We start from the raw sequence: 20,954 nt of genomic DNA, 5'->3' as shown, positions 1-20,954 counted from the left end.
TCGAATCAGGGCCCGGAAGCTTCGGGCATCGCCGAATCCGCGGTCGTGGATGCCGCTGCCCAGTCGTCGATGCTTCCGCTCGGGAAGAGAATCTGCGTGACGCCGGTGACCGTGTCGCGTGCGTGCAGTGCACTTTCGTCGTCGACGGCATCGGTGAACGAGGTGTCGGGATAGAAGCTGTCCTCATCCGTGTACTGGACGTCTTCTCGCGAACCGATCGCGATGATGTATCGGTTGTCGTCACCGACGATGCCGGTGGACAGATGGATCCACTTGTCCTCGACACAGCACATCCAGCCCTGTTTGACTCCTATGACGGGCTCGCCGAACAAGGCCTCGGGCAGGCCGAATCTCTGGTCGTAACCGTCGGTTCCTTCGGGAGTGGATTGCCGCAGGTACTCGACGAACTGCTCGACCCGTTCAGGTCCGAGTTGATCGGAGTCGTCGAGGACACCGCTGTAGAAGGTGACCAGGTCACGTGTCGTGGTCTCGGTGTTCCACCACATTCCGTCCCAGGGCGGCGTCGTCGCGGTCAGTGCGTAACGCTCGGCGACGCGGGTGATCACCTCTTGGCCGCCGACCTCGTCCCACAGGAGGTTGGCTGCGGTGTCGTCGGAGGATTCGAGCATCGCCGCCATGAGGGTGCGATCGTCGTCCGTGATGGGTCGCTCACCGCGCGCATCCTGATGAAGTAGATCCTCGGCGATGAAAAGTTTTGCCACCGAGGCTGTTTCGATCTGCTGGTCACCGGCGACGTCGAGGTACTTGTCCGAGGAGCGGTCGAGGATGGCGATGGAGACGTCCGCACCACGCCCGAGCGCAGCTACCTGAGCCTGTCCCAGACGGCCGTCGAGGGTCTCGGCTACCGGAACATTGGTGTCGGGAAAGGCGGGGGTCTGCATCGGATCATCCGGGTTCTGTCCACCGCTGCACGAAGCCGCAAAAGTAACTGCGGCCACCATTGCGGCAATCCGGACGTACCGCGTACTCATTTGTTTCCCCCGGTAGCCCTGACACGGCACTGTTGCCGATCTTCTTGTCTCAGGATAGCGGTAGGGTCGGATCTCGTGATTCTCAAGACCGTGAACCAGCGCATTGCCGAGGAACTCGACGTCCGCGAAGGCCAGGTTGCAGCAGCAGTCGACCTTCTCGACGGCGGAGCCACGGTGCCCTTCATCGCCCGGTACCGCAAGGAAGTCACCGGCACGCTCGACGACGCCCAGCTGCGACTCCTGGACGAGCGGCTGCGGTATCTCCGCGAGCTCGACGACCGTCGTGACGCCGTGCTCACGGAGATCGACTCTCAGGGCAAACTCGACGATCAACTGCGCGGTCAGATCATGCTGGCCGAGACGAAAGCGCGGCTGGAGGACATCTACCTCCCCTTCAAGCCGAAGCGGCGCACCAAGGCGCAGATCGCCCGCGAGGCCGGCCACGAGCCCGTCGCCGATGCTCTCATCGGAGATCCCACCACCGATCCCGCGCAGTATTCGGACGAGCAGCTCGACGGTGCCCGGTCGATCCTCGTCGAGCGCTTCGCCGAGGACGCCGATCTGGTCGGTGAATTGCGTGAGCTGATGTGGAATCGCGGCCAGGTCGTCGCCTCGGTCCGCAAGGGCAAGGAAACCGATGGCTCGAAGTTTGCTGACTACTTCGAGTTCTCGGAACCGTTCTCCAAATTGCCCTCGCACCGCATCCTCGCCGTCCTGCGCGGCGAGAAGGAAGAAGTGCTGTCGCTCAACATGGCGGCAGACACCGAAGAACTCGCGCCGGGGGAGCGCACGGTCTACGAAGGCCGCATCGCGTCGCGGTTCGAGATCGCCGACCGTGGTCGGGCCGCCGACGGGTGGCTTCTCGACACCGTCAAGTGGGCGTGGAAAACGAAGTTCGCCGTCACGCTCGGTATCGACACTCGGATGCGTCTGCGGCAGTCGGCCGAAAAGGACGCCGTCGACGTCTTCGCCACCAACCTCAAGGATCTACTCCTCGCAGCTCCCGCCGGCGCCCGACCCACCATGGGACTCGACCCCGGATTCCGCACCGGAACGAAGGTTGCCGTCGTCGACGGAACCGGCAAAGTTGTTGCCTACGAGACGATTTACCCGCACCAGCCGCAGAACAAGTGGGACGCGGCTCTCGCGACGCTTGCCGGACTGGTCGCCGAACACGGCGTCGAGCTGATCGCCATCGGCAACGGCACGGCCTCACGCGAGACCGACACGCTCGCTACCGAACTGATCAAGAAGACCGGCGCGCCCAACCTGACCAAGATCGTCGTCTCCGAGGCAGGCGCATCGGTGTACTCGGCTTCGGCCTACGCGTCGCAGGAACTTCCCGACCTCGACGTCTCGATTCGCGGTGCGGTGTCCATTGCGCGTCGCCTGCAGGATCCGTTGGCGGAGTTGGTCAAGATCGATCCCAAGTCCATCGGCGTCGGTCAGTACCAGCACGACATCACCGAATCGCTGCTCTCGCGTTCCCTCGACGCCGTCGTCGAGGATGCCGTCAACTCGGTCGGCGTCGACGTCAACACCGCGTCCGTGCCGCTGCTTGCTCGGGTGTCCGGAATTGCAGGATCCCTTGCAGAGAGCATCGTCGCGCATCGGGACCAGAACGGTCCGTTCAAATCCCGCAAGGGTCTCAAGGATGTCTCCCGCCTGGGACCCAAGGCATTCGAGCAGTGCGCAGGCTTCCTGCGGATCACCGACGGCGACGACCCTCTCGACGCGTCGAGCGTCCACCCGGAGGCATATCCGGTGGTTCGCAAGATCGTTGCGAGTGCAGGCGGGGACGTGCGCACCGTGATCGGAAACTCGCAGGCACTTCGATCGGTCAAGGCGTCCGACTACGTCGACGAGCGATTCGGTCTACCGACCGTCACCGACATCATCTCCGAGTTGGAGAAGCCGGGACGAGATCCACGACCCGAATTCAAGACCGCAACCTTTGCCGCAGGTATCGAGAAGGTCGCGCATCTCAAGCCCGGCATGACCCTCGAAGGCGTGGTCACCAACGTCGCAGCCTTCGGTGCCTTCGTCGACATCGGAGTTCATCAGGACGGTCTGGTTCACGTCTCGGCGATGTCACACAACTTCGTCAAGGACCCACGCGAGGTCGTCAAGTCAGGTGACGTCGTCAAGGTGAAGGTCCTCGAAGTGGACGAGGCACGCCAACGCATCGGGCTGACGCTTCGTCTCGACGACGAGGTGGGAGCGCCCCGCAAGTCCGAAGGCCAGCGAGGTGGGCAACCCCAGCGTCAGGGCCAGCCGCAGGGCCAGCGTCAGGGGCAGGGTCAGCAACGAGGAAATGGCGGACGCCAGGGCGGACGCGAGCAGCGACCGGACAACCGCGCGCCTGCTGCCGGGTCGATGGCCGACGCTCTGCGCAAGGCGGGCTTCGGCAAGTAAATCCGTCCGCCGGGTTTTCGAAGTCCGTATCGTCACAATCGAGTCGGTTGGCGGTATGAATCCGATCAGGGTCGGATCATGAATTCGGTGAAGGGAGGACAGTGATGCGGGAGTGGCTCGAGCGCGAGATCATCGCCCATGGCCGATTGCCGTTGCTGTTCTTCCTGCTCGGGTTCCTGTCCGCCTTCCTTTTCATCCGCCTCAGCGTCCGGATGATTCGCGCGCAAGTGAAATGGTGGCCGGGCAACATCGCGCCCGGAGGCCAGCATGTGCATCACGTCGTGTTCGGTGTGATCGCCATGATGATCTCCGGTGGTGCGTTGATCGCGGTCTACGTCGATGGTTCGCAGACCACCGGTGCCGTCCTGGCGGCGATCTTCGGTATGGGTGCGGCGTTGGTGCTCGACGAGTTCGCACTGATCTTCTATCTGAAGGACGTGTACTGGTCCGAACAAGGTCGGACCTCGGTGGATGCGGTCTTCGTCGCGATCGCCGTGACCGGCCTGGTGCTGCTGGGTTTCCGCCCGCTCGAACTTCTCGACGTCGCCGGATTCCGTGAAGAACGCGATCCGTGGATCAAGTTGGTCTTCGTTTTCGTCGCGTTGATCAACTTCGCCTTGGCAGCCATCGTGATTCTCAAGGGGAAGATCTGGACGGGGCTCGTCGGTCTGTTCGTTTTCCCGTTGCTGGTAATCGGAGCGGTCCGCCTGAGCCGGCCGGGTGCGCCGTGGGCTCGCTGGCGGTACACGCGCAAGCCGAAACGGATGAACCGCGCGCTCGAACGTGAACGGAAATGGCGTCGGCCCGTCATCCGGGCCAAGATCTACGTCCAGGATCTGATTGCCGGATCGCCGAGCGTCGAACATGCGATGACCGCGGCCGAGCAGGAACTGGACCACACCATCCACGCAGCTCCGCCGCCACCGATTTCCCCGCTGGTATCCGCGTCTGGCACAATGGACGGGTTGCCTGGACCAGGCAGCAGCACTTGATCTGGGCACGAACCAGACGAGCGCCGTTTCGGGAGACCGAAACGCGTGCCGCTCGGTTCCTCTGCTCCTGCGAAATACAAGGATGACATATGAACACCCTGGACTTCCTGGACAAAAAGTCGCTCCGCGACGACATCCCCGAGTTCCGTCCCGGCGACACGCTCAACGTGAACGTCAAGGTTATCGAAGGCTCCAAGGAGCGCGTGCAGGTCTTCAAGGGCGTCGTTATTCGTCGCCAGGGCGGCGGCGTTCGCGAGACCTTCACCGTCCGTAAGGTCTCCTTCGGCGTCGGCGTCGAGCGCACCTTCCCGGTTCACAGCCCCACGCTGGCCTCCATCGAGGTTCTGACCCGCGGTGACGTCCGTCGCGCCAAGCTGTACTACCTCCGTGAGCTTCGTGGCAAGAAGGCGAAGATCAAGGAAAAGCGCTGATCTTTCCGATGAGCCCGGCACCGCGTACGCGCGGTGTCGGGCTAATCTGGTTTCTGTGGCAGATTCTTCGAAGGAGCAGGCATTGTCGTCCGGACCCGAGAATCACGAGGGATCAAGCGGTTCCGCGGAACCGACCTCACATCGGCCGCAGAAGAAACAGCGATCGTTTCTGCGAGAACTCCCTGTTCTGATCGGCGTAGCGCTGGTACTCAGCATCGTCCTTCAGGCATTTGTCTTCAGAGTTTTTCTCATCCCATCCGAGTCGATGGAACCGACACTGCACGGCTGTGCGGGATGTACCGGTGACCGCATCGTGGTGGAGAAGATCGGATACCGCTTCGGCGATCCGGAACCTGGCGACGTCGTCGTCTTCAAGGGACCCGATTCGTGGAACACGAAATATGTGTCCAATCGGTCCGACAACGTTGTCGTCCGCGGCATTCAAGAGGTCGGTTCGTGGGTCGGCCTCGTTCCGCCGGACGAGAACGACTTGGTCAAGCGAGTGATCGCTACCGGCGGCCAGACCGTCGAATGCTGCGACGAGCAGGGCCGAGTCCTGGTCGACGGCAAGCCGCTCGACGAGCCGTACATCAAGATGGATTTCCCGTTCACTCCGGGAACGCAAACGTGTGACACCGAATTGAAGTCGGGCCGCTGCTTCGGACCGATCACCGTTCCCGAGGGCCACGTGTGGGTCATGGGTGACAACCGCAGCAATTCCGCCGACTCGCGCTACCACGTCGACGACGAGTTCCAGGGAACCGTCCCGATCGACAACATCATCGGTCAAGCTCGTTTCATCGTTCTTCCCCCGTCGCGAATGGGCGGCATCGATGCGCCTGATATTCAGGGCAACTGAGTTGTCGGACCGCACACATGGATTCGCGTAGTTCCGAGTAGGCAGAGACAGTGAGTAGTTGGCCCCCTCGCGTTGTCATTCGCAGATCGGCAGGTCTGCGGACGATGGAGTCTGCGTTGGCGCGAACCGGACTCGGTCCGGTGGCCGGCGTCGACGAGGCCGGGCGCGGAGCGTGCGCTGGTCCACTTGTCATTGCAGCGTGTGTCCTGGCGCCGAAACCGCAAGCAGCCCTCGCGCGGCTCGACGATTCGAAGAAGCTGACCGAACGTGCGCGCGAGGAGCTTTTCCCGGCGATCAAGCGCTTGGCGTTGGCGTGGAGTGTCATCTCTGTTCCCGCTGCGGAAGTCGATCAGATCGGCATCCACGTCGCCAACATCGAGGGGATGCGTCGAGCAGTCGCGGGCCTCGATCTCGAACCGGGCTACGTTCTCACCGACGGGTTCCGGGTTCCGGGTCTGACGGCTCCGTCGCTACCAGTCATCGGCGGTGACGGCGCCGCTGCATGCATCGCCGCGGCAAGCGTTCTCGCGAAGGTGACCCGAGATCGTGTGATGACCGAGATGGACGACACTCATCCGGGATACGGCTTCGCGATTCACAAGGGATACAGCACGCCACTGCACATGGACGCACTCGACGCGCTGGGGCCGTGCCCCGAGCACCGCATGACCTATGCCAACGTGTTGGCTGCGGGAGTCCGGTTGGAACAACGCGCGGGCCGTACGGGATGATGGACGTTCAGACGAACTGGGAGGACTGGCTAAACCGATGAGTGCCGAGGATCTCGAGAAGTACGAAACCGAGATGGAGCTGTCGCTCTACCGTGAATACCGGGACATCGTCGGACAGTTCTCCTACGTCGTGGAGACCGAACGACGTTTCTACCTGGCCAACACGGTCGAGTTGCTGCCCCACAATTCAGACGGGGAGATCTACTTCGAGCTGCGGATGTCCGACGCCTGGGTGTGGGACATGTACCGCCCGGCGCGATTCGTGAAATACGTACGCGTCGTGACCTTCAAGGACGTCAACATCGAAGAGCTGGACAAGCCGGATCTGCGCCTTCCTGACTGATCTGCGCTTGCCAAACTGATCTCGACAACGAAGTGCCCCGCCGATATCGGCGGGGCACTTCGTATTTCGCGGAGTTGTGCGGGGTCAGTGGCCCTTGACGTTCACAATCTGACGCAGCGTGTGTCGAATCTCGACCAAGTCCTTCGCGTCGTCCATCACGACGTCGATGTCCTTGTACGCACCCGGGATCTCGTCGAGGAACGCCGCGGAACGCTTGTATTCGATCCCGACCATTGCCTTGTCGAGATCTTCGATGGTGAAGGTCTTGCGTGCCTGGTTACGTCCGTACACCCGACCCGCGCCGTGGGGGCTGGACTTGAACGACGGTACGTTTCCCTTCCCGACGACGACGTAACTCGCCGTCCCCATCGAACCGGGGATGAGCCCGGGCGTGCCCTCGTCTGCCTTGATCGCACCCTTACGGCTCAGCCACACACCCCTGCCCATGTGGAACTCCTTCTGGGTGAAGTTGTGGTGGCAGTTGATCCGCTCGACTTCGTCGATGATCGCGGGCGTGCCGTCTCCCATGAAATGCGCGAAGTCCTTCACGACGCGGTCCATCATCTCTTCGCGGTTGAGCAAAGCGAAGTGCTGAGCCCAGTTGAGATCGGTGATGTACGAGTCGAATTCGGGCGTCTTCTCGACCAGGTAGGCAAGATCCGGATCGGGAAGGTTGATGTACCACCGCTCGCACAAGTCCTTGGCGATCTTGATGTGATGCTGCGCGAGCTTGTTTCCGATACCGCGGCTTCCCGAGTGCAGGAACAGCCAGACGCCGTCGCTCTCGTCGAGCGTCACCTCGATGAAGTGGTTACCAGAGCCCAGCGTTCCGAGCTGGAACCTCCAGTCGTTCTTGAACTTGTCGTAGAAGGACAGACGATCGCCCGCCATCGCCTCGAGTTCTGCGATGCGGATTTTCGCCGTGTCGCTCAGCGTCTTGTTGTAGACACCTGCCGAGAGCGGGACGGAGCGTTCGATGCTGTGGCGAAGTACGGTCAGGTCGCGGCCTTGAAGGTCGCGTGCGCTGAACTGGGTTTTGACCGCGATCATTCCGCAGCCGATATCGACTCCGACGGCGGCGGGCATGATTGCGCCTTCCGTCGGAATGACCGAACCCACCGTCGCTCCCGCACCGAGGTGCGCATCCGGCATAAGCGCCAGATGTGGACGGACAAAAGGCATCTGGGACGTACGCAGCGCTTGCTCGCGAGTGTTCTCGTCGAGTATCGATGCCCAGTTCCACAGCCTCTTGGTGATCTTCTCCATCAGATTTCTCCCACATAGTTCACAGCCGAACCGATCGGTCCGGTGTGTCGTGCAGGAATGACCATGCGCTCGGTCAGTGGTTGTGTGCAACCCCTTTTCAGGTTCGCAGGCCGTCTGCGAGTTCGTAGATTCGTCCGACGTACTTCTCCTGGAAGGCTTTTCGGGCAGCATCTGCTTGTTGCCGTGCGCCCATCTGGGAGTAGAGGTACTCGAGATGAACCAAACTCTCGCCGATGTCGACGCGTCGCTGGTCGAGAACCGTCAGCTCGTCGACCAGTCGAGCCAGATCTAACGCGGTGTCCGGTACCTCGTCCATGGTGATCCTCGATGTCCGTGAGTGCTTCCTGACCCCGAGGCTAACACTCTTCGAACATATTTTCGATACCCGCCCTGTAGTTTACTTCGACAACGTGGCTGTCAGTTGGTCGATGGCATACGGAATGCTCAGGACGGTATTGCCGGACATCGCCGCGCCGACGGGTGGATCTGCGGTGTACCGCACGACCATCGCATTTCCGCTCTTCACGGCGGGTAGTCGCTGGTAGAGCGTGTTGCCGGCGAGGGCCTTCTCTCCCTCCGGGTCGGCCATCACGATCAAACGATCAACGGGTTCGAGGATGTCGTATCGCTCGTTCGGCATCCAGTCGCCGAACTGGTCGCCGACGAATGCGTCGACGGTCGCGGGGAGGGTGAACCCGAGTGACGAGAGGAAAATGCCGCGTGGGTCGTGCGACGAGAACACGTAGCCCTCGGGAGTGTCGAGGTTGACGATCGTTGCGGTTTGCCCGGCAAACTCCGGGTGTGCAGCGCGGGCGGCGGCAAACGCGTTTTCGGTATCCGTGATCAGTTGCTGAGCTTGTGGTCCTTTGCCGAGGGCGCGCCCGGCGGTGAGCGTCATGTCGGTCCACGGCGTTGTGTACGCGTCGTAGTCCTTGCTCTGCGCGACAGTCGGCGCAATCGAGGTCAGCTTCTTGTAGGTTTCCGTGTCGATGTCGGCGTACAGCGCGAGGATCAGATCTGGTGCGAGGGAGGCGATTTGCTCGAAGTTGAAGTCTCCGCCGCTGTTGATGTAGGTCGGAGTTTTCCCCTTCCAGTAATTCTTCGTCCACGGCCAGCTTTCATCCATGCCGGACCCCCACCATTCGGCCATGCCTACGGGTTCGACTCCCAAGGCGAGCAGTGGTTCGTGATCGGTGTATCCGAGTGTCACTACCCGCTGCGGTTCGGCATCGATTGTCGTCGAACCCTGTGCGTGCTCGATCGTCACGGGGAATGCGTCGTTGCTCTGGGTCGCTGATGCGGTGTCGACGCCTTGCGAGGTTCCACAGGCGGTCGAGAACCCGATGATCGCGGCCGTCGTGAATAAGGCGGCGAGGATTCGGGTGCTATGTGAGGGCACGTGCATGCTCCTTCGAAGTGGTGGGCGAAGTGATCTGAGTTCCGCGTGAAGTGCTGAACTGGTCGCGTCAGCAATAAAGTGAGGCTAACCTTTGCAAGATCGTCGGTCCATCCTTCAGGATGGACTCGGATACGCCCAGAAAGACGCAAAATGTCCACTATCGAGTACTCGACTCGTCCAAAGTCCTTGCTAGCGCTGCCCGATAGTCGCGGACGGACATTCAAAGATTTTCAGGTCTACACCAACGTCGTCGACGGAGTGACTGCGTACGGAGCTCATCGACACCCCGAGCATCAGATCGCCTGGATGAGTGAAGGGACGATGCAGATCGCTGCCGGAGGCAATGTGTGGCACCTGCACAGCGAGCACTTGGTCTGGTTGCCGGGCACCGTTCTCCACGACATGACACTTCTGACGGAGGGGTGCATGATTGCGGCCTATGCACGTCCGGATCTACGCCCTGCCGGGCCGCGGTGGACTCAGCCACTTGTTCTCGAAGTCGATACTCTGTCCGCTCAATTGCTGCGCCATCTCGCCGACCGGACCATCGACGATGCTCGGCGGTTGATGAGTCAGGAGTTGCTCTACGACATTCTTGCTGCCGCGCCCGAACGGCACGACGTCCTTGCGGTTCCTCGCAATGCTGCGGCGAGTTCGGTTTCTGCCCGCATCCTTGCCGATCCGGCAGACTCACGGACGCTGGGGGAGTGGGCGGGCGAACTCGGGGTCAGTTCCAAGACCTTGATGCGTGCCTTTGTCGCCGATACCGGGATTACCTTCGGGCAGTGGAGAACTCGAGCACGCATGTATGCGTCACTCGAGATGCTCGCGCGGGGTGAGGGCGTCAACGACGTTGCCCCGCAGGTGGGTTACCGAACCAGTAGTGGGTTCATCGCCGCATTTCGCGAAACTTTTGGTACGACACCCGCCAGGTACGGCGTGAAAGCTGATGCGGTGATTTGCTGATGATTTCTTGAACTCGGTTGATGGCAAAGCGTTGTTCGACAACGTAGAGATGGGCCGAGCTACCAGCATGCGCTGGTGGCTCGGCCCATGTTCTAATCCGAACTGAGTCAGCTCATGTTGCCGAGCACATTGCCCAGGACACCGCTGATGACATTGGTCATCGACCCCTGCGGGTCGGTGAGGGAACCGAATACCTGGCCCGATCCGGAGTTGAGTGAGCCGAAGCCCATGTCCTCGAGGCTTCCGGCGCCCGCCTCGACGGGGTTCGGCTGCCGGATGGTGACACACACGCCCATCGGATTGATGTTCCAGTTTCCGCCCGCGAGCACAATGTTGGTGCCGGCGCCGCTGTCGAGCTGCGTGCCGACGACGGCGTTGTCGGGAACCTTGTAGGTGGTTTCCAAAGCGATGACGCCACCGCCCGCCGTGGTCCATCCGCCGCCCTTGGCGATTACGGAGTCATTCCCGACTACAGCGGTCTTGGTGACGTCGTCCCACTTCTGGTCGCCGATAAGCCATTTGACGTTCAGACGAGCCTTCACCAGCTGGAATCCCGCCGGATGGAAATCGCGGATCTCGTTGACGAGGGCTCCCGAACCGGAAACCTTGGTGATGTAGGTGACCGTCTGACCCGCTGCGACCTTGCCGTCGCCGACAACCTCCTTGCTGACGGTATAGGGCGTCCAGACGGAGCCGGGCCAATCGTCGGTGACCGACTGGTTGAGCGCGCAGGCCGGCGCTGCTTGTGCCACCGAAGCACCAAGTCCAACAGTGACGCCGGCGGCGATGAGAACGAGGGATGTCGTGGTTGCTACTGCGTGGCGAAGTGAGCGGCGGGCCATGTAGAACTCCATTCAGCGGGGTGCGTGACGGTTTGAGCAAAACTGTAACTAGTTCTACTGGACTTTCGTCCAAGATGTGGCTGATTTCAGAAAATTGTCAGGTTTCGGGTCGCCGTTGGTGTGTCGCGCTGCCGAATTCCACAGGTTCTGAGTTGTCATCAGGTTGTTTTCGGGTGGCTTGGTTTTGTGGTGGTGGGTCGAGGGTGGTGGTTGGGACGCGGTTCGTATGGGGCGGGCGCGGGGTGTGAGTGGTGGGGGCTGTGATGGCGAGGAATATGGCGTTGGGGGCTCGGGGCGAGGATGTGGCTGTCGAGTTCCTGATTGATGCGGGTTTGGAGATAATGACTATGAGCCAAACCGTCTTCTTTTGCAATAGCGAAATGTCACGAAATACGTTGTGACTGTGGATAACTCGCTACTTGGCGAACAGGTACAGATGGCCGTCATCGTCCTCAACAGAGTGGATGGTGTTCAGGGCGAAGTCGTGCGCGATACCTGCCTCATCCACTTGACGTGTTGCCTCATGTCTTCGGGTAGGTACCGCCTCAACTGATCCAGCCGAGCTTCGAGTCCACTCTCGATTAAGTAGTCGGCTGCGTACGCCTCGATGCTCTCGAAGTGACCCAGGTAGTGGTCCTCGAACATGTTGATAGCTGCTTCCAGCTCCTCGCCGTTCCTGAAGCCGACGTACTCAAGCCAGTGGGCGACTGCGATTCCCTTAGCCGTGACAGCCCGCTCGACCCGTTCAAGTAGCTCGGGATTTTCTTCACCGAGTGGGCAACCTACGGAGTGAGGGGAGGATATGTGAGCGCGACAGGCGGGACAGAAGTCGTTTTGTTCAGCTGATTCATCTGGGGGAGTGAGCCACTGCTTCGACCATCCTTCGACGGGATCATGTGACTCACGTGCCATGACGTACGCGCCAAGGGCCTCGAGGTGTTCACGGTTGTAGTCGGTGTCAGCGTTGGCCCAAGACTCGTTGATCTCAGCGACAACCTGGGGGAGATTGATCGCTCCAGTACTCGTCAGGCTGTAGAGAGCGCTCGCTTGACCGTCATGCCATTGCGACGCGATCACGCGTGCGCCAGCATCTCCAATTGAGCGTTCTTCTGATGTGGCGCTTGCTATTTCGTGGTCGATGAGTTGTTCATCTGACCAGTGCAAGACCTCCGGTTTTTCGTGGTTGAAACTCGATGTCATTCACGGGTTCTCGTCTAAAGTTGGTACCAATATTTATGCACGGTCAGCGTCACTATGCAATCACTCTTCGTCGTCTTTGGGCTTGACGACGAGATTGCCTATAGCGTTTGCGACACTTTCAGCATTCAGTCTTCCGGTTGCGGACAGAACGGCACCCGCGAAGGCCTTCGCGCCATTTGGTCCAACCAATAGCACCGTCATCAGTGTCGAGAACCATGTGAACCACACGAGATTTACCACAATCTTGCGAGCCTTCTTGCGTGGCACCTTCATACGCTGGACGAGTACAGATACCGCAGTCCTGTATGCCTTTGCGGTGGTTTCGTCTGCGAGTAGATCATCTTCAACAAACTTGAGGTACTCGCGTTCGACGTCGATTTCGGCCAACAGATTTAGACCTGCTAGGTCTGGGAACGCGGGCATCTGCGGGACCAGCACGTTCATCGCCTCGGCGAATTTGGTGTTGCCGAAAAGCGATGCTGAGTCCGCCATGTTGACCGTACCGACGCCCGAGTTGGCGACGATCGTGGATGCGACCTGACCTAGCTCGCTCTGGAATGTCCTCACGGAATCCGCAACCGCAAGGATGCCACCCATTGATTCTTGGATTTGGGAGGTGAAGTCAGGCAGCATGGCGTACACGTTGAGCGCTTCGGCGATGCCAATGTTGATCTGCGGGAGGCTGGCGGCGTATTGCTGGTTTACGCCCGCGACGAGCGACTGCATTGATTCCGTCACCCCAGATGCTCGGAACTGCTCGGCGAACGTCGACATGACACTCGCCATCGAAGACTGGATGTCGAGAAGGTGAGAGCTTGCAAGTGGCGAGTCAAGCACCGACGTTCCCAGGTCAAGCTTGGCCAGCCCGTTGATTATGTCTCGACTGGGAGCTACTCCAGTGAAGTCAAGTCGCGAGTTGACGGCGTCGAAAGCATTAATGGCTGGCATCAGCATCTTCATTGACTCCGAAGCCGTGAGAAGATCAGGGTTGACAGCGAAGTTGTCGATCAGACGAGCGTTTACGGCGTAGTCAGATCCGGATGAGCTGTCTTTGAACGGGTTGGTCATCCCAGGTCCTCTCGTTGGCCTATGACCACTGTATTCGTTGCAGCCGACACAATCGGCGACCGCCGGAACGGATCGGTGTCGGCCTACGTGTGCCAGATCAGCACTGGAACGATGAACAGCGACAGGTACAGGGTTCCAACGGTGATCACGGCGATTACCAGGAACATCGCTATCCATCGGCCGGCTAGCTTGAGTGCGGGGATGAAGTAGGGGAGAAGGTTCATGCCGCTGCCCCGTGAAGCTCGTTGTACATCACGGCATGGTTCTCTGCATTCGTGATGTCCCCGTTCATCGCCTGGTACCAGCTGCCGCCATCCAGACTGAGTTCGCCGCATTTACAGGTAACCCAGTCGTGTCGGTTCTTGCTACGGATGATCCACCCGCACTTGGTGTGCCGTACCTGGTTGATGAAGATGTCGCCAACGTCCAGCTTCCGACGCTCGATTGAAGGGGTGTTTATGGTGGTGAACTCGAGGTAGTCGGTCATGCCGCCACTCCGTCATCCTGGTGACCGTCATAGATGTAGAACCACAGCGGTCCTTTGTCGTGGACACTGCAGATCAGGTGACCTTCGTGCTTCAGATCGAGGACGCGAGCGGGGTAGCGCCAGGCGACTTTGCGGAGTTCAAGGTTGCTGACTTTGCCCTTGGACTTGAGCAGTTTGAGGATCTTGGTTGTGTGAGTTTCCTTGTTGGAGATCATGAAACAACCTCCAACTCTTCGTCACCGTCGAGCAGTCCTTCGGTTACTGCCATGGATTGACGCCGTGACGTTCGCAGTACTCTTCCAGCGTCCTGTATCGATAAGTTGGTCGGCTGTCATGAGTTGACCCGCCCATCCGGTGACACCCCGACGTACAGCCGTGGCTCACCGTCTACGTAGCCGCCAACCCACCCCTCGGCATAGCCTGGACACATTGCTGCATCTGGTGGGTAGACGTAGTAGTCGTCAGCTCGGTACTCGACCCCGTAGCGATGGTAGAGGTTGCGCAGTGCTTCCTCTTGAGCGGTGTTGATCTTGTAGCGTTCGGGTTCTGTTGGGGAGTATACTTTTCCATATTCAATTGTTCCTTGCGGGCGGTGCCGCCTATTTCGTTAGTCTAATTCAAGGTGCTTGCGTGCTGTTTCGATGTACTTCAGTCGAGCGTCGTAAAAGTTCTGACGCATGGTATCTAGGCTCTGAGATTTTCCTTTTCCTGCTAGCCATCGATCGATCACCAGCGAGTATTCGGATGCTGCTAGCAGCATGCTCAGGAGATCCTCGCTCACGGCCTGAGGCCCTGCTAGAAGTGCCGCTCCTCGAGATAAGCTGATTTCCTCCCAAGCCAAAACATACTGAGCCTTGGCCGTTGCTAACTCGTTCGGCGCGGTATCTCTTGCGTCAAGGAGCTCACAAACAACCCTTGATCGCTCGACGAACATGTAGACGGTTGATAGTAATTCCTGATGGACGTTCTGTCGGCGATCGCTCAGCAGATTGGCGCGAGAGTGTTTCGCCTGCTTTGCCTGGAATTTCAGATTAAGCCACGTTCCAGCATACGAAGCTGAGCCGCCTACCAAAGCGCCTAGGACGGCACTGAGTCCACTACCTATCTCCACCATCTGGGCAGGCTACCATTGAGGTCCTCAACGCTTACCTGTTTACCGCTGACACAGCTGGACGACGAGCGGATGTATAGCGACTAACATCGCGATTTCGCTTGGATAGTTAGCTACCCTCGACGGCCAGCAATGCCAGCGGTTTGTCAAGAGAAAAGTTGTTCACTTGACGATTTTCTATTTCAATGTGCTGCTACCTGTGGAGAAATTTCCCATTGACTTTCGCTGCGATTTGATGTCGCAACCACGTCCAGCAGATCTTGCATATATCTACTAATTGGTGGTTTTGTTGTGGCTTCTCCATAGCAATACCCGGTCCAAATTTTGACGTTCGATGTAGCGATTCATGTTTCGCGGTTCACGTCAAACATGCGGGCGGTTGCGGACTTGGAGACTCGTTTCAGCTGAAGTTCGAGGATCTGCTCGTCTTTGCATACAGCTTGAGGTTTTCGACCTTGCCCGAACCGACTGGCCGGCCAAGGATCATGCCTTCAGCTTTCTTGCGTGCCAACGCTTCCCGTGTTCGTGCCGAGATGAGATCGCGCACGATCTCAGCAGACAGTCCGAACGCGAATGCGAGCACCTTGGAGTTGATGTCGTCCTTGAAGACGATGTTCTCTTTGACCGCGACGACACGATCGAGTAGGTCATGGATCGTGTTCTGTACGTCCAAAATCCGACGCGAGATACGACTAGTCTCGCTTACGACGAGCATGTCGCCGCGTTCAAGTCCTTCGAGTACTTCGCTTAACTCTCGTTCGGTCAAGGTGCTCTTGTAGCCACTGATCGTCTCGCCGACAGTCTCAGTGATCTCGATACGTTCTCGCTTGGCAAAGATGCGTGTGCCGCTGAGTTGGTTCTCCACGTCTTGCTTGTTGGTGCTGACTCGCACATAGGCGATAACTCTTGGCATATGCCTCCTCTTGGTGGTTGCTGGTGATTGGTAGCGGCGTGGACCTGTACGGTCATCCGATGAGCTTTGGTGAATTTGTCTTGTCGATCCTGCTGGTCGCCGCGCTCTTCGCCTTTAGTCGGTGGGCGATGACGGAGAAAGCGTGGGCAACCGCTGCCGCGCTCAGTGGGTTCTTCGCGATCTGCGGGGCTATCGGGGTCATCTGGACCGCCCTAGCATGGCTCGGCCACGTTCTATTTTAGTCTTTTTCACTCGCAACGTGCCCGCCGTGAGGTCGAGCTTCTGTTCTAGCTCGGCTATGGAGAGTTCGGTGATCTCTTCGGGTGGGGTGTCTTGTTTGACTGTCCAGCCGAGACTCTCTGCCTCAGCGATGGTGCATCAGTCAATAGCCTCATCAAAGTCATTCCAACCACTTCTTAAAAAGACATCTCCGAGTACCGCCAGAACCTTAGTTAGTTGCTTCTGCTGGCGACTCGCTCGACCTTCTTCCAGTCGGGAATTCAAGGATCTCAGAGAACCTCTCGACGATAGCGTTCTGTAACTGCTTGTTCTGCTCCTTTGGCGGACCGCAAAAGCGTTGCGCTTCTTGCCAAATGATCATATGCGGAGTTTTTTCTACTTCGCTAATCATGTCGGTGATGTTCTTTATGTGTTCTCGGATGAATTGAGTATTTAACAATAGTTTGATGTCGACAAGTTGAGAGAATGCGAGCTGAACGTCATGTGCTGATTCACTGATGCGGTTCACGGCCAGTTTGCGTCGGTCGAGTATGTATTCAGTTGTAAGGGTTGTCCTGAGGTCGTTGTGTAGTGTGTCAATCTCGTGAATTCCATTGACTTCAGCAAGCACTGTGCTGACTGCCCGCGAAACCATTTGAACCGCAGCCCATTCTCTGTCGCGTAGGGCGGCTGCCTTTTGGTACGCCATCGTTTCGTCGTACCGTGTAGCAGCAGCCGCGAGCTCAATTCCTGCCCGTGTTTCAGCTGCTCGCGCTTGCCTGTTAGCGTTGTTGGTTTGCCAGACCGCGACACTTACCGCGAAGAATGTCATCGTTCCGCCAAGCCATGCACCTGCGGCTGCCCACTCCCCGCTCTGCCAACCACTCCACTGATCTACACGTTCGACGAAGAGCGGAACGAGGACAATCAGCGCAAGGACTACGATGACGGCGAACAGAAGGATGCAGGTCCACCGCAATGTCGTGTAGGTCCTTGAAAACTTCGGGGTTTGCACCCGCTGATTTAAGCAGATCCGACCGATCGTCCTTCACTGTCGGACCGCTATGCGAACATCCTGGCTATGAACCTGATCCCCACCACTGACGCCACCGTGGATGAAGGCGCCTCTTACCTGGCAGCATCTCCGCACACTCGTGCTCAGGTTCTAACGAGTCCTTGCCCCGTGCCGGCCACTCCTGGTGTTTACGGCTGGTGGTTCCGTGAGTTGCCCGCCGACATCAACACGTCAGGGTGTGCGAAGAAGGACGGGCTGACCTTGCTATACACGGGCATCAGTCCATCAGCGCCTCCCGCTAACGGGAAAGCGCCCAGCAAACAGAGCATTCGTACACGCATCAAGACTCACTACACAGGAAATGCTGCCGGTTCGACGTTGCGGCTGACACTTGGGTGCTTACTGTCGGATCGTCTGGGGATCGAGCTACGTCTGGTTGGTTCGGGCAAACGGCTGTCATTCGTTGCGGGCGAGAAGGTCTTGTCCGAGTGGATGGCTGAGAACGCATTGGTGTCCTGGGTTCTGAACCCCGAGCCTTGGGTATTGGAGCATCAGCTCATCTCAAGCCTGGACGTTCCTCTGAACTTGGATGCCAACGCGCACAACAGTTTCTTCCCAACTCTGAAGGCTGCGCGGCAGTCGGCACGCGATCGGGCGAGGGAATTGCCAGTGGTGCCGAACCCTGGTGTGGGTGGCAAGTAGCAAGCTGTAACGCTTCCCGTCGTGAGTACGAGATCTCAGTCAAGTAAGTAACTCAGGGGGAAGAGGATTCCATGGCCAACGCGAATACCGGAAAACCAAGTGGTGGTCTGGCTTTCCAACCGTCCTGGGGATTGTTCTGTTCGTACTGCTATGTCTGTGGTTATTCACATCTTGTGTGAACGCGATCAGCGGGTCCGACAAGAAACCTGATACAGGCAACACGTACGTGGTGAAGTACTCGGAGTCGAAGTGCGCACAGCTGCGCTTTGACATGCTCAACGATGCGAACAGCACCTGTACGAAGAACGACGCGGCGATTGAGTACGAGAAGTACTGCTGAGAGTTCGCACCTGCTGGCCGGAGGTCCCGGAGAACTAGTTGTGCAATTTCGGATTCATCATGTTGCACTTGATGTCAGTATCTTTGTCTGAGAAATGCCAGTCATAAAGGCGAGCATCGATCGATGGTTCCGACTCATTGGATAGGATCGCACCCATTGTCGCGTCACTCTGGAAGTCGAAGTGTTGACCGGGATCGATCGTCTTATACGGCCGATCTAACCTCCCCGTATCGACGGGGATCGCCAGGATCTTTCCCCCAGGGCTACTGATATCGGAAACGAACACTCGGACACCAGTCGTCGCGATTTTGTTCGAGGAGGCGTTGGTGACTCTGACGGTTATGGACCTCAACGTCCACGTGGTACCACTCGTGAGCGGAACTTGGTAACCCTCATCTGACAACTCAGTGTTCGTGATCTCAATCGTCGGCTTTGCGCATTCCTGTCTGGCTGCCGTTGTTGATGTCGGGGTCTCAGTCCTTGTGATCCGGAATGGCGTTCCTGTCGGGTCAACCGACTCGGGCACAGCTTCCACGGTGTTCACTTCGTCATCACTTGAGCATCCAACGGTCAAACCGAGTGTCGCGATGGTGACGATGCTCAAGGTGATTCTTATCAACGACATCACTAGATCGTAGATGATCGGGTGCACTAGTGGACTCCTCAGCCTTTTTTCGCAGTCCGGAGCATTTCGCTATTGCATTTTTCCTTAGTTTGGCTCATAGTTATTTGCATAGTAAATAAGCAGGAATCAACGCAATATGAGTTCATGCGATCAACCCAATAAGAACCGCCGCGGCCTCGTAGTCTTTCTACTAGTAATCATCGCCTTCATCGCCGTCGCAGCCTTCACTCAAAAGACCGACCAACCAACTGGCCTCGTAGTTTCAACTGAAACCTCGACGCCAGCACCCGCGCAACAGAAGTCCTGGCACAAGGTCATCGAGCTGTCCGGCTCGACAAGTAAGCGCAGTGACATCTTCCAGCTGAACAGCTCCAAGCAACGGATCACTTACACAGTGCACGGTGAGTACAGCCCGTTCGTGAACATCTACGTGATGGCAGAGGGTAAGTCTCTCGACAAACACGGCGGAACCCCTGAGGTCACAATGGCTTCGGTAAGTGGAGATACGTTGATGTACAAGAGTTCTGGTGGCTACTACCTCGATGTTTCGGGGAATGGTGAGTGGACCGTGGTTCTGGAAGAAGAGCAATAGGTCATGAGTCTCGAAATTTAACTCACCATCAATTTTGACGATAGGAGTCCAGCTGGATACGTCAGGATCACACTCGACACATCAGTCCCACAGCTAGAGCAGCACTACATCGTTCCGTCGTACACAAAAGATGATTCAGGCGGCATCGAAGTGACAAGTTATGCCCTCGTGCATCGAAGCATGGTTGCAAGCCACGACGAGATGAAGCGCCGAGAAGGGCATCTACACCTATGAGTAAAGGCGCGATGGATCGTTGGCCGCTCGGAGGTATCTTCATGGCTTCTATGTTCACCTCCGCCATCATCATGCTGACATTAGCGTTCTTGACGGCCGACAAGCCCGAACCGTCGCTGGCTGAACCTGCTGCCGTCTCCAGTGGCGCCGCGAGCCCGAACTCCCTCGAATCCCTCGTCAATGCCGAGAGGGCCAAAGCGGGCAAGCAACCCTTCATAACAAGTGAGACACTCAGATCGAGCGCGTGCGCCAAAGCGGATCACGTGCTCGCACAGGACTATTGGGCACATACCTCACCCGACGGCGTGACTCCCTGGACCTTCATCGAGAAGGCCGGCTACCGCTACACAACAGCGGGGGATAACCTTGCGAAGTCATACCCCGACGATGCGAGTCTCATTGATGCCTGGATGAACAATTCATCTCACCGAGAGAACGTACTTGGAGACTTCCAGGACCAAGGGATCTGTCAGAAGACTGGGACGTTGCAGGGGAAGACGACGACGGTGACCGTGCAGCATGTTGGAGTGCGGTCACGCTGAAGCCTCTTGTGCAGCGGATCAAGTCTGAAATGTGTACTAACCCAGGTTGTTCGCTGTAAAGCCGTAGGAGCGCGTTAAATACGCTCCTACGGCTTCTTTTGGCAGCCAGGTCGTTACGAGCGTTTTGCTACAGCCCGAGCCACGGTGAATGAGGTGACGCAGAGCGAAGCCCCACAGAGTAGGACGACCCAGAGGCCCCATCCGATCGAGGGTCCGATGGCCGATCGCAAGACAGTGGTTTCTTGGTTGGCGAGGTTGGCCGCGTCGACAATTGCGATCACAAGGGTGATTGCGCCTAGTGCAGGGGCAACCCACCGGTCGCCGAACTTGGCCTTGCCTCCCCTGGAAAGAATGCTGAAGAGTGCGATTGCCGCGATGACGCCGAGGATCATGGTCAACATGCCATCGCCATCGATCCCTGCCCTCGAGAAGTTGAGGAAGGTTGCCCATGGTCCGAGACTGCCGACCACTATCCCGACGCACGCCAGTAGACCCGCGATCATGTTGGGCATGTAATTGGTAGGCAGCGCAGGCAACAACGCTGGCTGCCCGACTGGGGGTACACCCGCGAAGTATGGTGCCGGTGTTGGTTGCTGGATTTGCGGAGGAGGTTGTTGGTTACGGGCCCGCCATGCTTCCGCTGATGCTGGCTCGCGATTAGGCGGGCGAT

General features: G+C 58.4%; 26 protein-coding genes. 11 read left to right on the top strand and 15 right to left on the bottom strand.

Annotation, left to right across the window (positions count from 1 at the left end; genetic code table 11):
- Window positions 1-5 precede the first annotated feature (5 nt).
- A complete protein-coding gene (locus tag PCS43_RS03655) occupies window positions 6-992 on the bottom strand; it encodes a serine hydrolase (RefSeq protein ID WP_007729299.1) in 987 nt (328 codons plus the stop codon).
- Between the two features lie 75 nt (window positions 993-1,067).
- Here PCS43_RS03655 and PCS43_RS03650 point away from each other — a divergent pair, with 75 nt between their 5' ends.
- The 6 genes from PCS43_RS03650 to PCS43_RS03625 all read left to right on the top strand — a co-directional run bounded on the left by PCS43_RS03650 (window position 1,068) and on the right by PCS43_RS03625 (window position 6,763).
- On the top strand, window positions 1,068-3,407 hold the full coding sequence (locus PCS43_RS03650; protein ID WP_161121259.1) for a Tex family protein: 2,340 nt from the start codon (window positions 1,068-1,070) through the stop codon (window positions 3,405-3,407).
- 104 nt (window positions 3,408-3,511) lie between these two features.
- Window positions 3,512-4,399, top strand: coding sequence for a hypothetical protein (locus PCS43_RS03645; RefSeq protein WP_003942742.1), 888 nt, complete (start codon window positions 3,512-3,514; stop codon window positions 4,397-4,399).
- Between the two features lie 89 nt (window positions 4,400-4,488).
- Entirely contained in the window at window positions 4,489-4,830 is a 342-nt protein-coding gene (gene rplS / locus PCS43_RS03640) for a 50S ribosomal protein L19 (protein WP_003942791.1), read from the top strand.
- 55 nt (window positions 4,831-4,885) lie between these two features.
- Window positions 4,886-5,689, top strand: coding sequence for a signal peptidase I (gene lepB / locus PCS43_RS03635; RefSeq protein ID WP_172403453.1), 804 nt, complete (start codon window positions 4,886-4,888; stop codon window positions 5,687-5,689).
- A 50-nt stretch (window positions 5,690-5,739) separates the two neighbouring features.
- Window positions 5,740-6,420 carry a ribonuclease HII gene (locus PCS43_RS03630; protein WP_209908323.1) on the top strand — a complete coding sequence of 227 codons (681 nt, stop codon included), beginning with the start codon at window positions 5,740-5,742 and terminating at the stop codon, window positions 6,418-6,420.
- Between the two features lie 37 nt (window positions 6,421-6,457).
- Complete coding sequence (locus PCS43_RS03625) at window positions 6,458-6,763, top strand: DUF2469 domain-containing protein (RefSeq protein WP_003942715.1); 306 nt, start codon at window positions 6,458-6,460, stop codon at window positions 6,761-6,763.
- 84 nt (window positions 6,764-6,847) lie between these two features.
- Here the strand turns inward: PCS43_RS03625 and PCS43_RS03620 are convergent, their stop codons facing one another.
- The 3 genes from PCS43_RS03620 to PCS43_RS03610 form a co-directional block, all read right to left on the bottom strand.
- Complete coding sequence (locus PCS43_RS03620; protein ID WP_064112683.1) at window positions 6,848-8,029, bottom strand: RtcB family protein; 1,182 nt, start codon at window positions 8,027-8,029, stop codon at window positions 6,848-6,850.
- 97 nt (window positions 8,030-8,126) lie between these two features.
- The gene (locus PCS43_RS03615; protein WP_003942716.1) at window positions 8,127-8,345 is read right to left on the bottom strand and encodes a hypothetical protein; all 219 of its coding nucleotides are present in this window, start codon (window positions 8,343-8,345) and stop codon (window positions 8,127-8,129) included.
- A gap of 81 nt (window positions 8,346-8,426) precedes the next feature.
- Window positions 8,427-9,434, bottom strand: coding sequence for an iron-siderophore ABC transporter substrate-binding protein (locus PCS43_RS03610; protein ID WP_030535438.1), 1,008 nt, complete (start codon window positions 9,432-9,434; stop codon window positions 8,427-8,429).
- 144 nt (window positions 9,435-9,578) lie between these two features.
- Here PCS43_RS03610 and PCS43_RS03605 point away from each other — a divergent pair, with 144 nt between their 5' ends.
- Complete coding sequence (locus tag PCS43_RS03605) at window positions 9,579-10,394, top strand: helix-turn-helix transcriptional regulator (RefSeq protein ID WP_064112684.1); 816 nt, start codon at window positions 9,579-9,581, stop codon at window positions 10,392-10,394.
- A gap of 107 nt (window positions 10,395-10,501) precedes the next feature.
- Here the strand turns inward: PCS43_RS03605 and PCS43_RS03600 are convergent, their stop codons facing one another.
- The 8 genes from PCS43_RS03600 to PCS43_RS03565 all read right to left on the bottom strand — a co-directional run bounded on the left by PCS43_RS03600 (window position 10,502) and on the right by PCS43_RS03565 (window position 16,015).
- Window positions 10,502-11,236 carry a hypothetical protein gene (locus PCS43_RS03600; protein WP_064112686.1) on the bottom strand — a complete coding sequence of 245 codons (735 nt, stop codon included), beginning with the start codon at window positions 11,234-11,236 and terminating at the stop codon, window positions 10,502-10,504.
- 471 nt (window positions 11,237-11,707) lie between these two features.
- The gene (locus tag PCS43_RS03595) at window positions 11,708-12,436 is read right to left on the bottom strand and encodes a hypothetical protein (protein ID WP_209908326.1); all 729 of its coding nucleotides are present in this window, start codon (window positions 12,434-12,436) and stop codon (window positions 11,708-11,710) included.
- Between the two features lie 60 nt (window positions 12,437-12,496).
- Window positions 12,497-13,504 (bottom strand): hypothetical protein, encoded by a 1,008-nt coding sequence (locus PCS43_RS03590; RefSeq protein WP_073513496.1) that lies wholly within the window; start codon window positions 13,502-13,504, stop codon window positions 12,497-12,499.
- Window positions 13,505-13,587: 83 nt separating this feature from the next.
- Window positions 13,588-13,728, bottom strand: coding sequence for a hypothetical protein (locus PCS43_RS03585; RefSeq protein ID WP_178377365.1), 141 nt, complete (start codon window positions 13,726-13,728; stop codon window positions 13,588-13,590).
- The gene (locus PCS43_RS03580; protein ID WP_030537808.1) at window positions 13,725-13,991 is read right to left on the bottom strand and encodes a DUF7695 domain-containing protein; all 267 of its coding nucleotides are present in this window, start codon (window positions 13,989-13,991) and stop codon (window positions 13,725-13,727) included. Before PCS43_RS03580 ends, PCS43_RS03585 begins: the two co-directional genes overlap by 4 nt.
- Window positions 13,988-14,206, bottom strand: a complete 219-nt coding sequence (locus PCS43_RS03575) for a hypothetical protein (RefSeq protein ID WP_073513495.1) — start codon at window positions 14,204-14,206, stop codon at window positions 13,988-13,990. Before PCS43_RS03575 ends, PCS43_RS03580 begins: the two co-directional genes overlap by 4 nt.
- A gap of 392 nt (window positions 14,207-14,598) precedes the next feature.
- Complete coding sequence (locus PCS43_RS03570) at window positions 14,599-15,105, bottom strand: hypothetical protein (RefSeq protein WP_073513494.1); 507 nt, start codon at window positions 15,103-15,105, stop codon at window positions 14,599-14,601.
- A gap of 397 nt (window positions 15,106-15,502) precedes the next feature.
- Window positions 15,503-16,015 carry a recombinase family protein gene (locus PCS43_RS03565; protein WP_209908328.1) on the bottom strand — a complete coding sequence of 171 codons (513 nt, stop codon included), beginning with the start codon at window positions 16,013-16,015 and terminating at the stop codon, window positions 15,503-15,505.
- Between the two features lie 59 nt (window positions 16,016-16,074).
- Here PCS43_RS03565 and PCS43_RS03560 point away from each other — a divergent pair, with 59 nt between their 5' ends.
- On the top strand, window positions 16,075-16,257 hold the full coding sequence (locus tag PCS43_RS03560) for a hypothetical protein (RefSeq protein WP_073513742.1): 183 nt from the start codon (window positions 16,075-16,077) through the stop codon (window positions 16,255-16,257).
- Between the two features lie 206 nt (window positions 16,258-16,463).
- Here PCS43_RS03560 and PCS43_RS03555 read toward each other — a convergent pair whose 3' ends face one another.
- Window positions 16,464-17,249, bottom strand: a complete 786-nt coding sequence (locus PCS43_RS03555) for a hypothetical protein (RefSeq protein WP_073513743.1) — start codon at window positions 17,247-17,249, stop codon at window positions 16,464-16,466.
- Window positions 17,250-17,315: 66 nt separating this feature from the next.
- Here PCS43_RS03555 and PCS43_RS03550 point away from each other — a divergent pair, with 66 nt between their 5' ends.
- Window positions 17,316-17,951 (top strand): GIY-YIG nuclease family protein, encoded by a 636-nt coding sequence (locus tag PCS43_RS03550; RefSeq protein ID WP_143173156.1) that lies wholly within the window; start codon window positions 17,316-17,318, stop codon window positions 17,949-17,951.
- A 374-nt stretch (window positions 17,952-18,325) separates the two neighbouring features.
- On the opposite strand, the gene PCS43_RS03545 is transcribed toward PCS43_RS03550, so the two are convergent.
- Window positions 18,326-18,943: a hypothetical protein gene (locus PCS43_RS03545; RefSeq protein WP_073513745.1), complete on the bottom strand. Its 618-nt coding sequence runs from the start codon at window positions 18,941-18,943 to the stop codon at window positions 18,326-18,328.
- Between the two features lie 109 nt (window positions 18,944-19,052).
- Here PCS43_RS03545 and PCS43_RS03540 point away from each other — a divergent pair, with 109 nt between their 5' ends.
- Window positions 19,053-19,508, top strand: a complete 456-nt coding sequence (locus tag PCS43_RS03540) for a hypothetical protein (RefSeq protein ID WP_073513746.1) — start codon at window positions 19,053-19,055, stop codon at window positions 19,506-19,508.
- Window positions 19,509-19,783: 275 nt separating this feature from the next.
- Window positions 19,784-20,284, top strand: coding sequence for a CAP domain-containing protein (locus PCS43_RS03535; protein ID WP_178377383.1), 501 nt, complete (start codon window positions 19,784-19,786; stop codon window positions 20,282-20,284).
- Between the two features lie 113 nt (window positions 20,285-20,397).
- Here PCS43_RS03535 and PCS43_RS03530 read toward each other — a convergent pair whose 3' ends face one another.
- Window positions 20,398-20,796, bottom strand: coding sequence for a hypothetical protein (locus tag PCS43_RS03530; RefSeq protein WP_073513748.1), 399 nt, complete (start codon window positions 20,794-20,796; stop codon window positions 20,398-20,400).
- Between the last annotated feature and the right edge of the window lie 158 nt (window positions 20,797-20,954).

Origin of the sequence: Rhodococcus sp. C-2, assembly GCF_027854095.1 — a bacterium.
In the GTDB taxonomy this organism is placed as follows: Bacteria; Actinomycetota; Actinomycetes; order Mycobacteriales; family Mycobacteriaceae; genus Rhodococcus_F; species Rhodococcus_F qingshengii.
Note: the sequence above shows the minus strand (reverse complement) of the source record. Positions and strands in the feature narration are given on the sequence as shown.

Excerpts from the sequence above, each read along its gene's own strand:
- rplS (WP_003942791.1), top strand. The coding sequence starts at position 4,489 with ATGAACACCCTGGACTTCCTGGACAAAAAGTCGCTCCGCGACGACATC.
- PCS43_RS03585 (WP_178377365.1), bottom strand. The coding sequence starts at position 13,728 with ATGAACCTTCTCCCCTACTTCATCCCCGCACTCAAGCTAGCCGGCCGA.
- PCS43_RS03620 (WP_064112683.1), bottom strand. The coding sequence starts at position 8,029 with ATGGAGAAGATCACCAAGAGGCTGTGGAACTGGGCATCGATACTCGAC.
- PCS43_RS03615 (WP_003942716.1), bottom strand. The coding sequence starts at position 8,345 with ATGGACGAGGTACCGGACACCGCGTTAGATCTGGCTCGACTGGTCGAC.
- PCS43_RS03610 (WP_030535438.1), bottom strand. The coding sequence starts at position 9,434 with ATGCACGTGCCCTCACATAGCACCCGAATCCTCGCCGCCTTATTCACG.
- PCS43_RS03590 (WP_073513496.1), bottom strand. The coding sequence starts at position 13,504 with ATGACCAACCCGTTCAAAGACAGCTCATCCGGATCTGACTACGCCGTA.
- PCS43_RS03595 (WP_209908326.1), bottom strand. The coding sequence starts at position 12,436 with ATGACATCGAGTTTCAACCACGAAAAACCGGAGGTCTTGCACTGGTCA.
- PCS43_RS03605 (WP_064112684.1), top strand. The coding sequence starts at position 9,579 with ATGTCCACTATCGAGTACTCGACTCGTCCAAAGTCCTTGCTAGCGCTG.
- PCS43_RS03565 (WP_209908328.1), bottom strand. The coding sequence starts at position 16,015 with ATGCCAAGAGTTATCGCCTATGTGCGAGTCAGCACCAACAAGCAAGAC.
- PCS43_RS03560 (WP_073513742.1), top strand. The coding sequence starts at position 16,075 with ATGAGCTTTGGTGAATTTGTCTTGTCGATCCTGCTGGTCGCCGCGCTC.
- PCS43_RS03655 (WP_007729299.1), bottom strand. The coding sequence starts at position 992 with ATGAGTACGCGGTACGTCCGGATTGCCGCAATGGTGGCCGCAGTTACT.
- PCS43_RS03540 (WP_073513746.1), top strand. The coding sequence starts at position 19,053 with ATGAGTTCATGCGATCAACCCAATAAGAACCGCCGCGGCCTCGTAGTC.
- PCS43_RS03600 (WP_064112686.1), bottom strand. The coding sequence starts at position 11,236 with ATGGCCCGCCGCTCACTTCGCCACGCAGTAGCAACCACGACATCCCTC.
- PCS43_RS03550 (WP_143173156.1), top strand. The coding sequence starts at position 17,316 with ATGAACCTGATCCCCACCACTGACGCCACCGTGGATGAAGGCGCCTCT.
- PCS43_RS03575 (WP_073513495.1), bottom strand. The coding sequence starts at position 14,206 with ATGATCTCCAACAAGGAAACTCACACAACCAAGATCCTCAAACTGCTC.
- PCS43_RS03580 (WP_030537808.1), bottom strand. The coding sequence starts at position 13,991 with ATGACCGACTACCTCGAGTTCACCACCATAAACACCCCTTCAATCGAG.
- PCS43_RS03625 (WP_003942715.1), top strand. The coding sequence starts at position 6,458 with ATGAGTGCCGAGGATCTCGAGAAGTACGAAACCGAGATGGAGCTGTCG.
- PCS43_RS03570 (WP_073513494.1), bottom strand. The coding sequence starts at position 15,105 with ATGGTGGAGATAGGTAGTGGACTCAGTGCCGTCCTAGGCGCTTTGGTA.
- PCS43_RS03645 (WP_003942742.1), top strand. The coding sequence starts at position 3,512 with ATGCGGGAGTGGCTCGAGCGCGAGATCATCGCCCATGGCCGATTGCCG.
- PCS43_RS03535 (WP_178377383.1), top strand. The coding sequence starts at position 19,784 with ATGGCTTCTATGTTCACCTCCGCCATCATCATGCTGACATTAGCGTTC.
- PCS43_RS03530 (WP_073513748.1), bottom strand. The coding sequence starts at position 20,796 with ATGCCCAACATGATCGCGGGTCTACTGGCGTGCGTCGGGATAGTGGTC.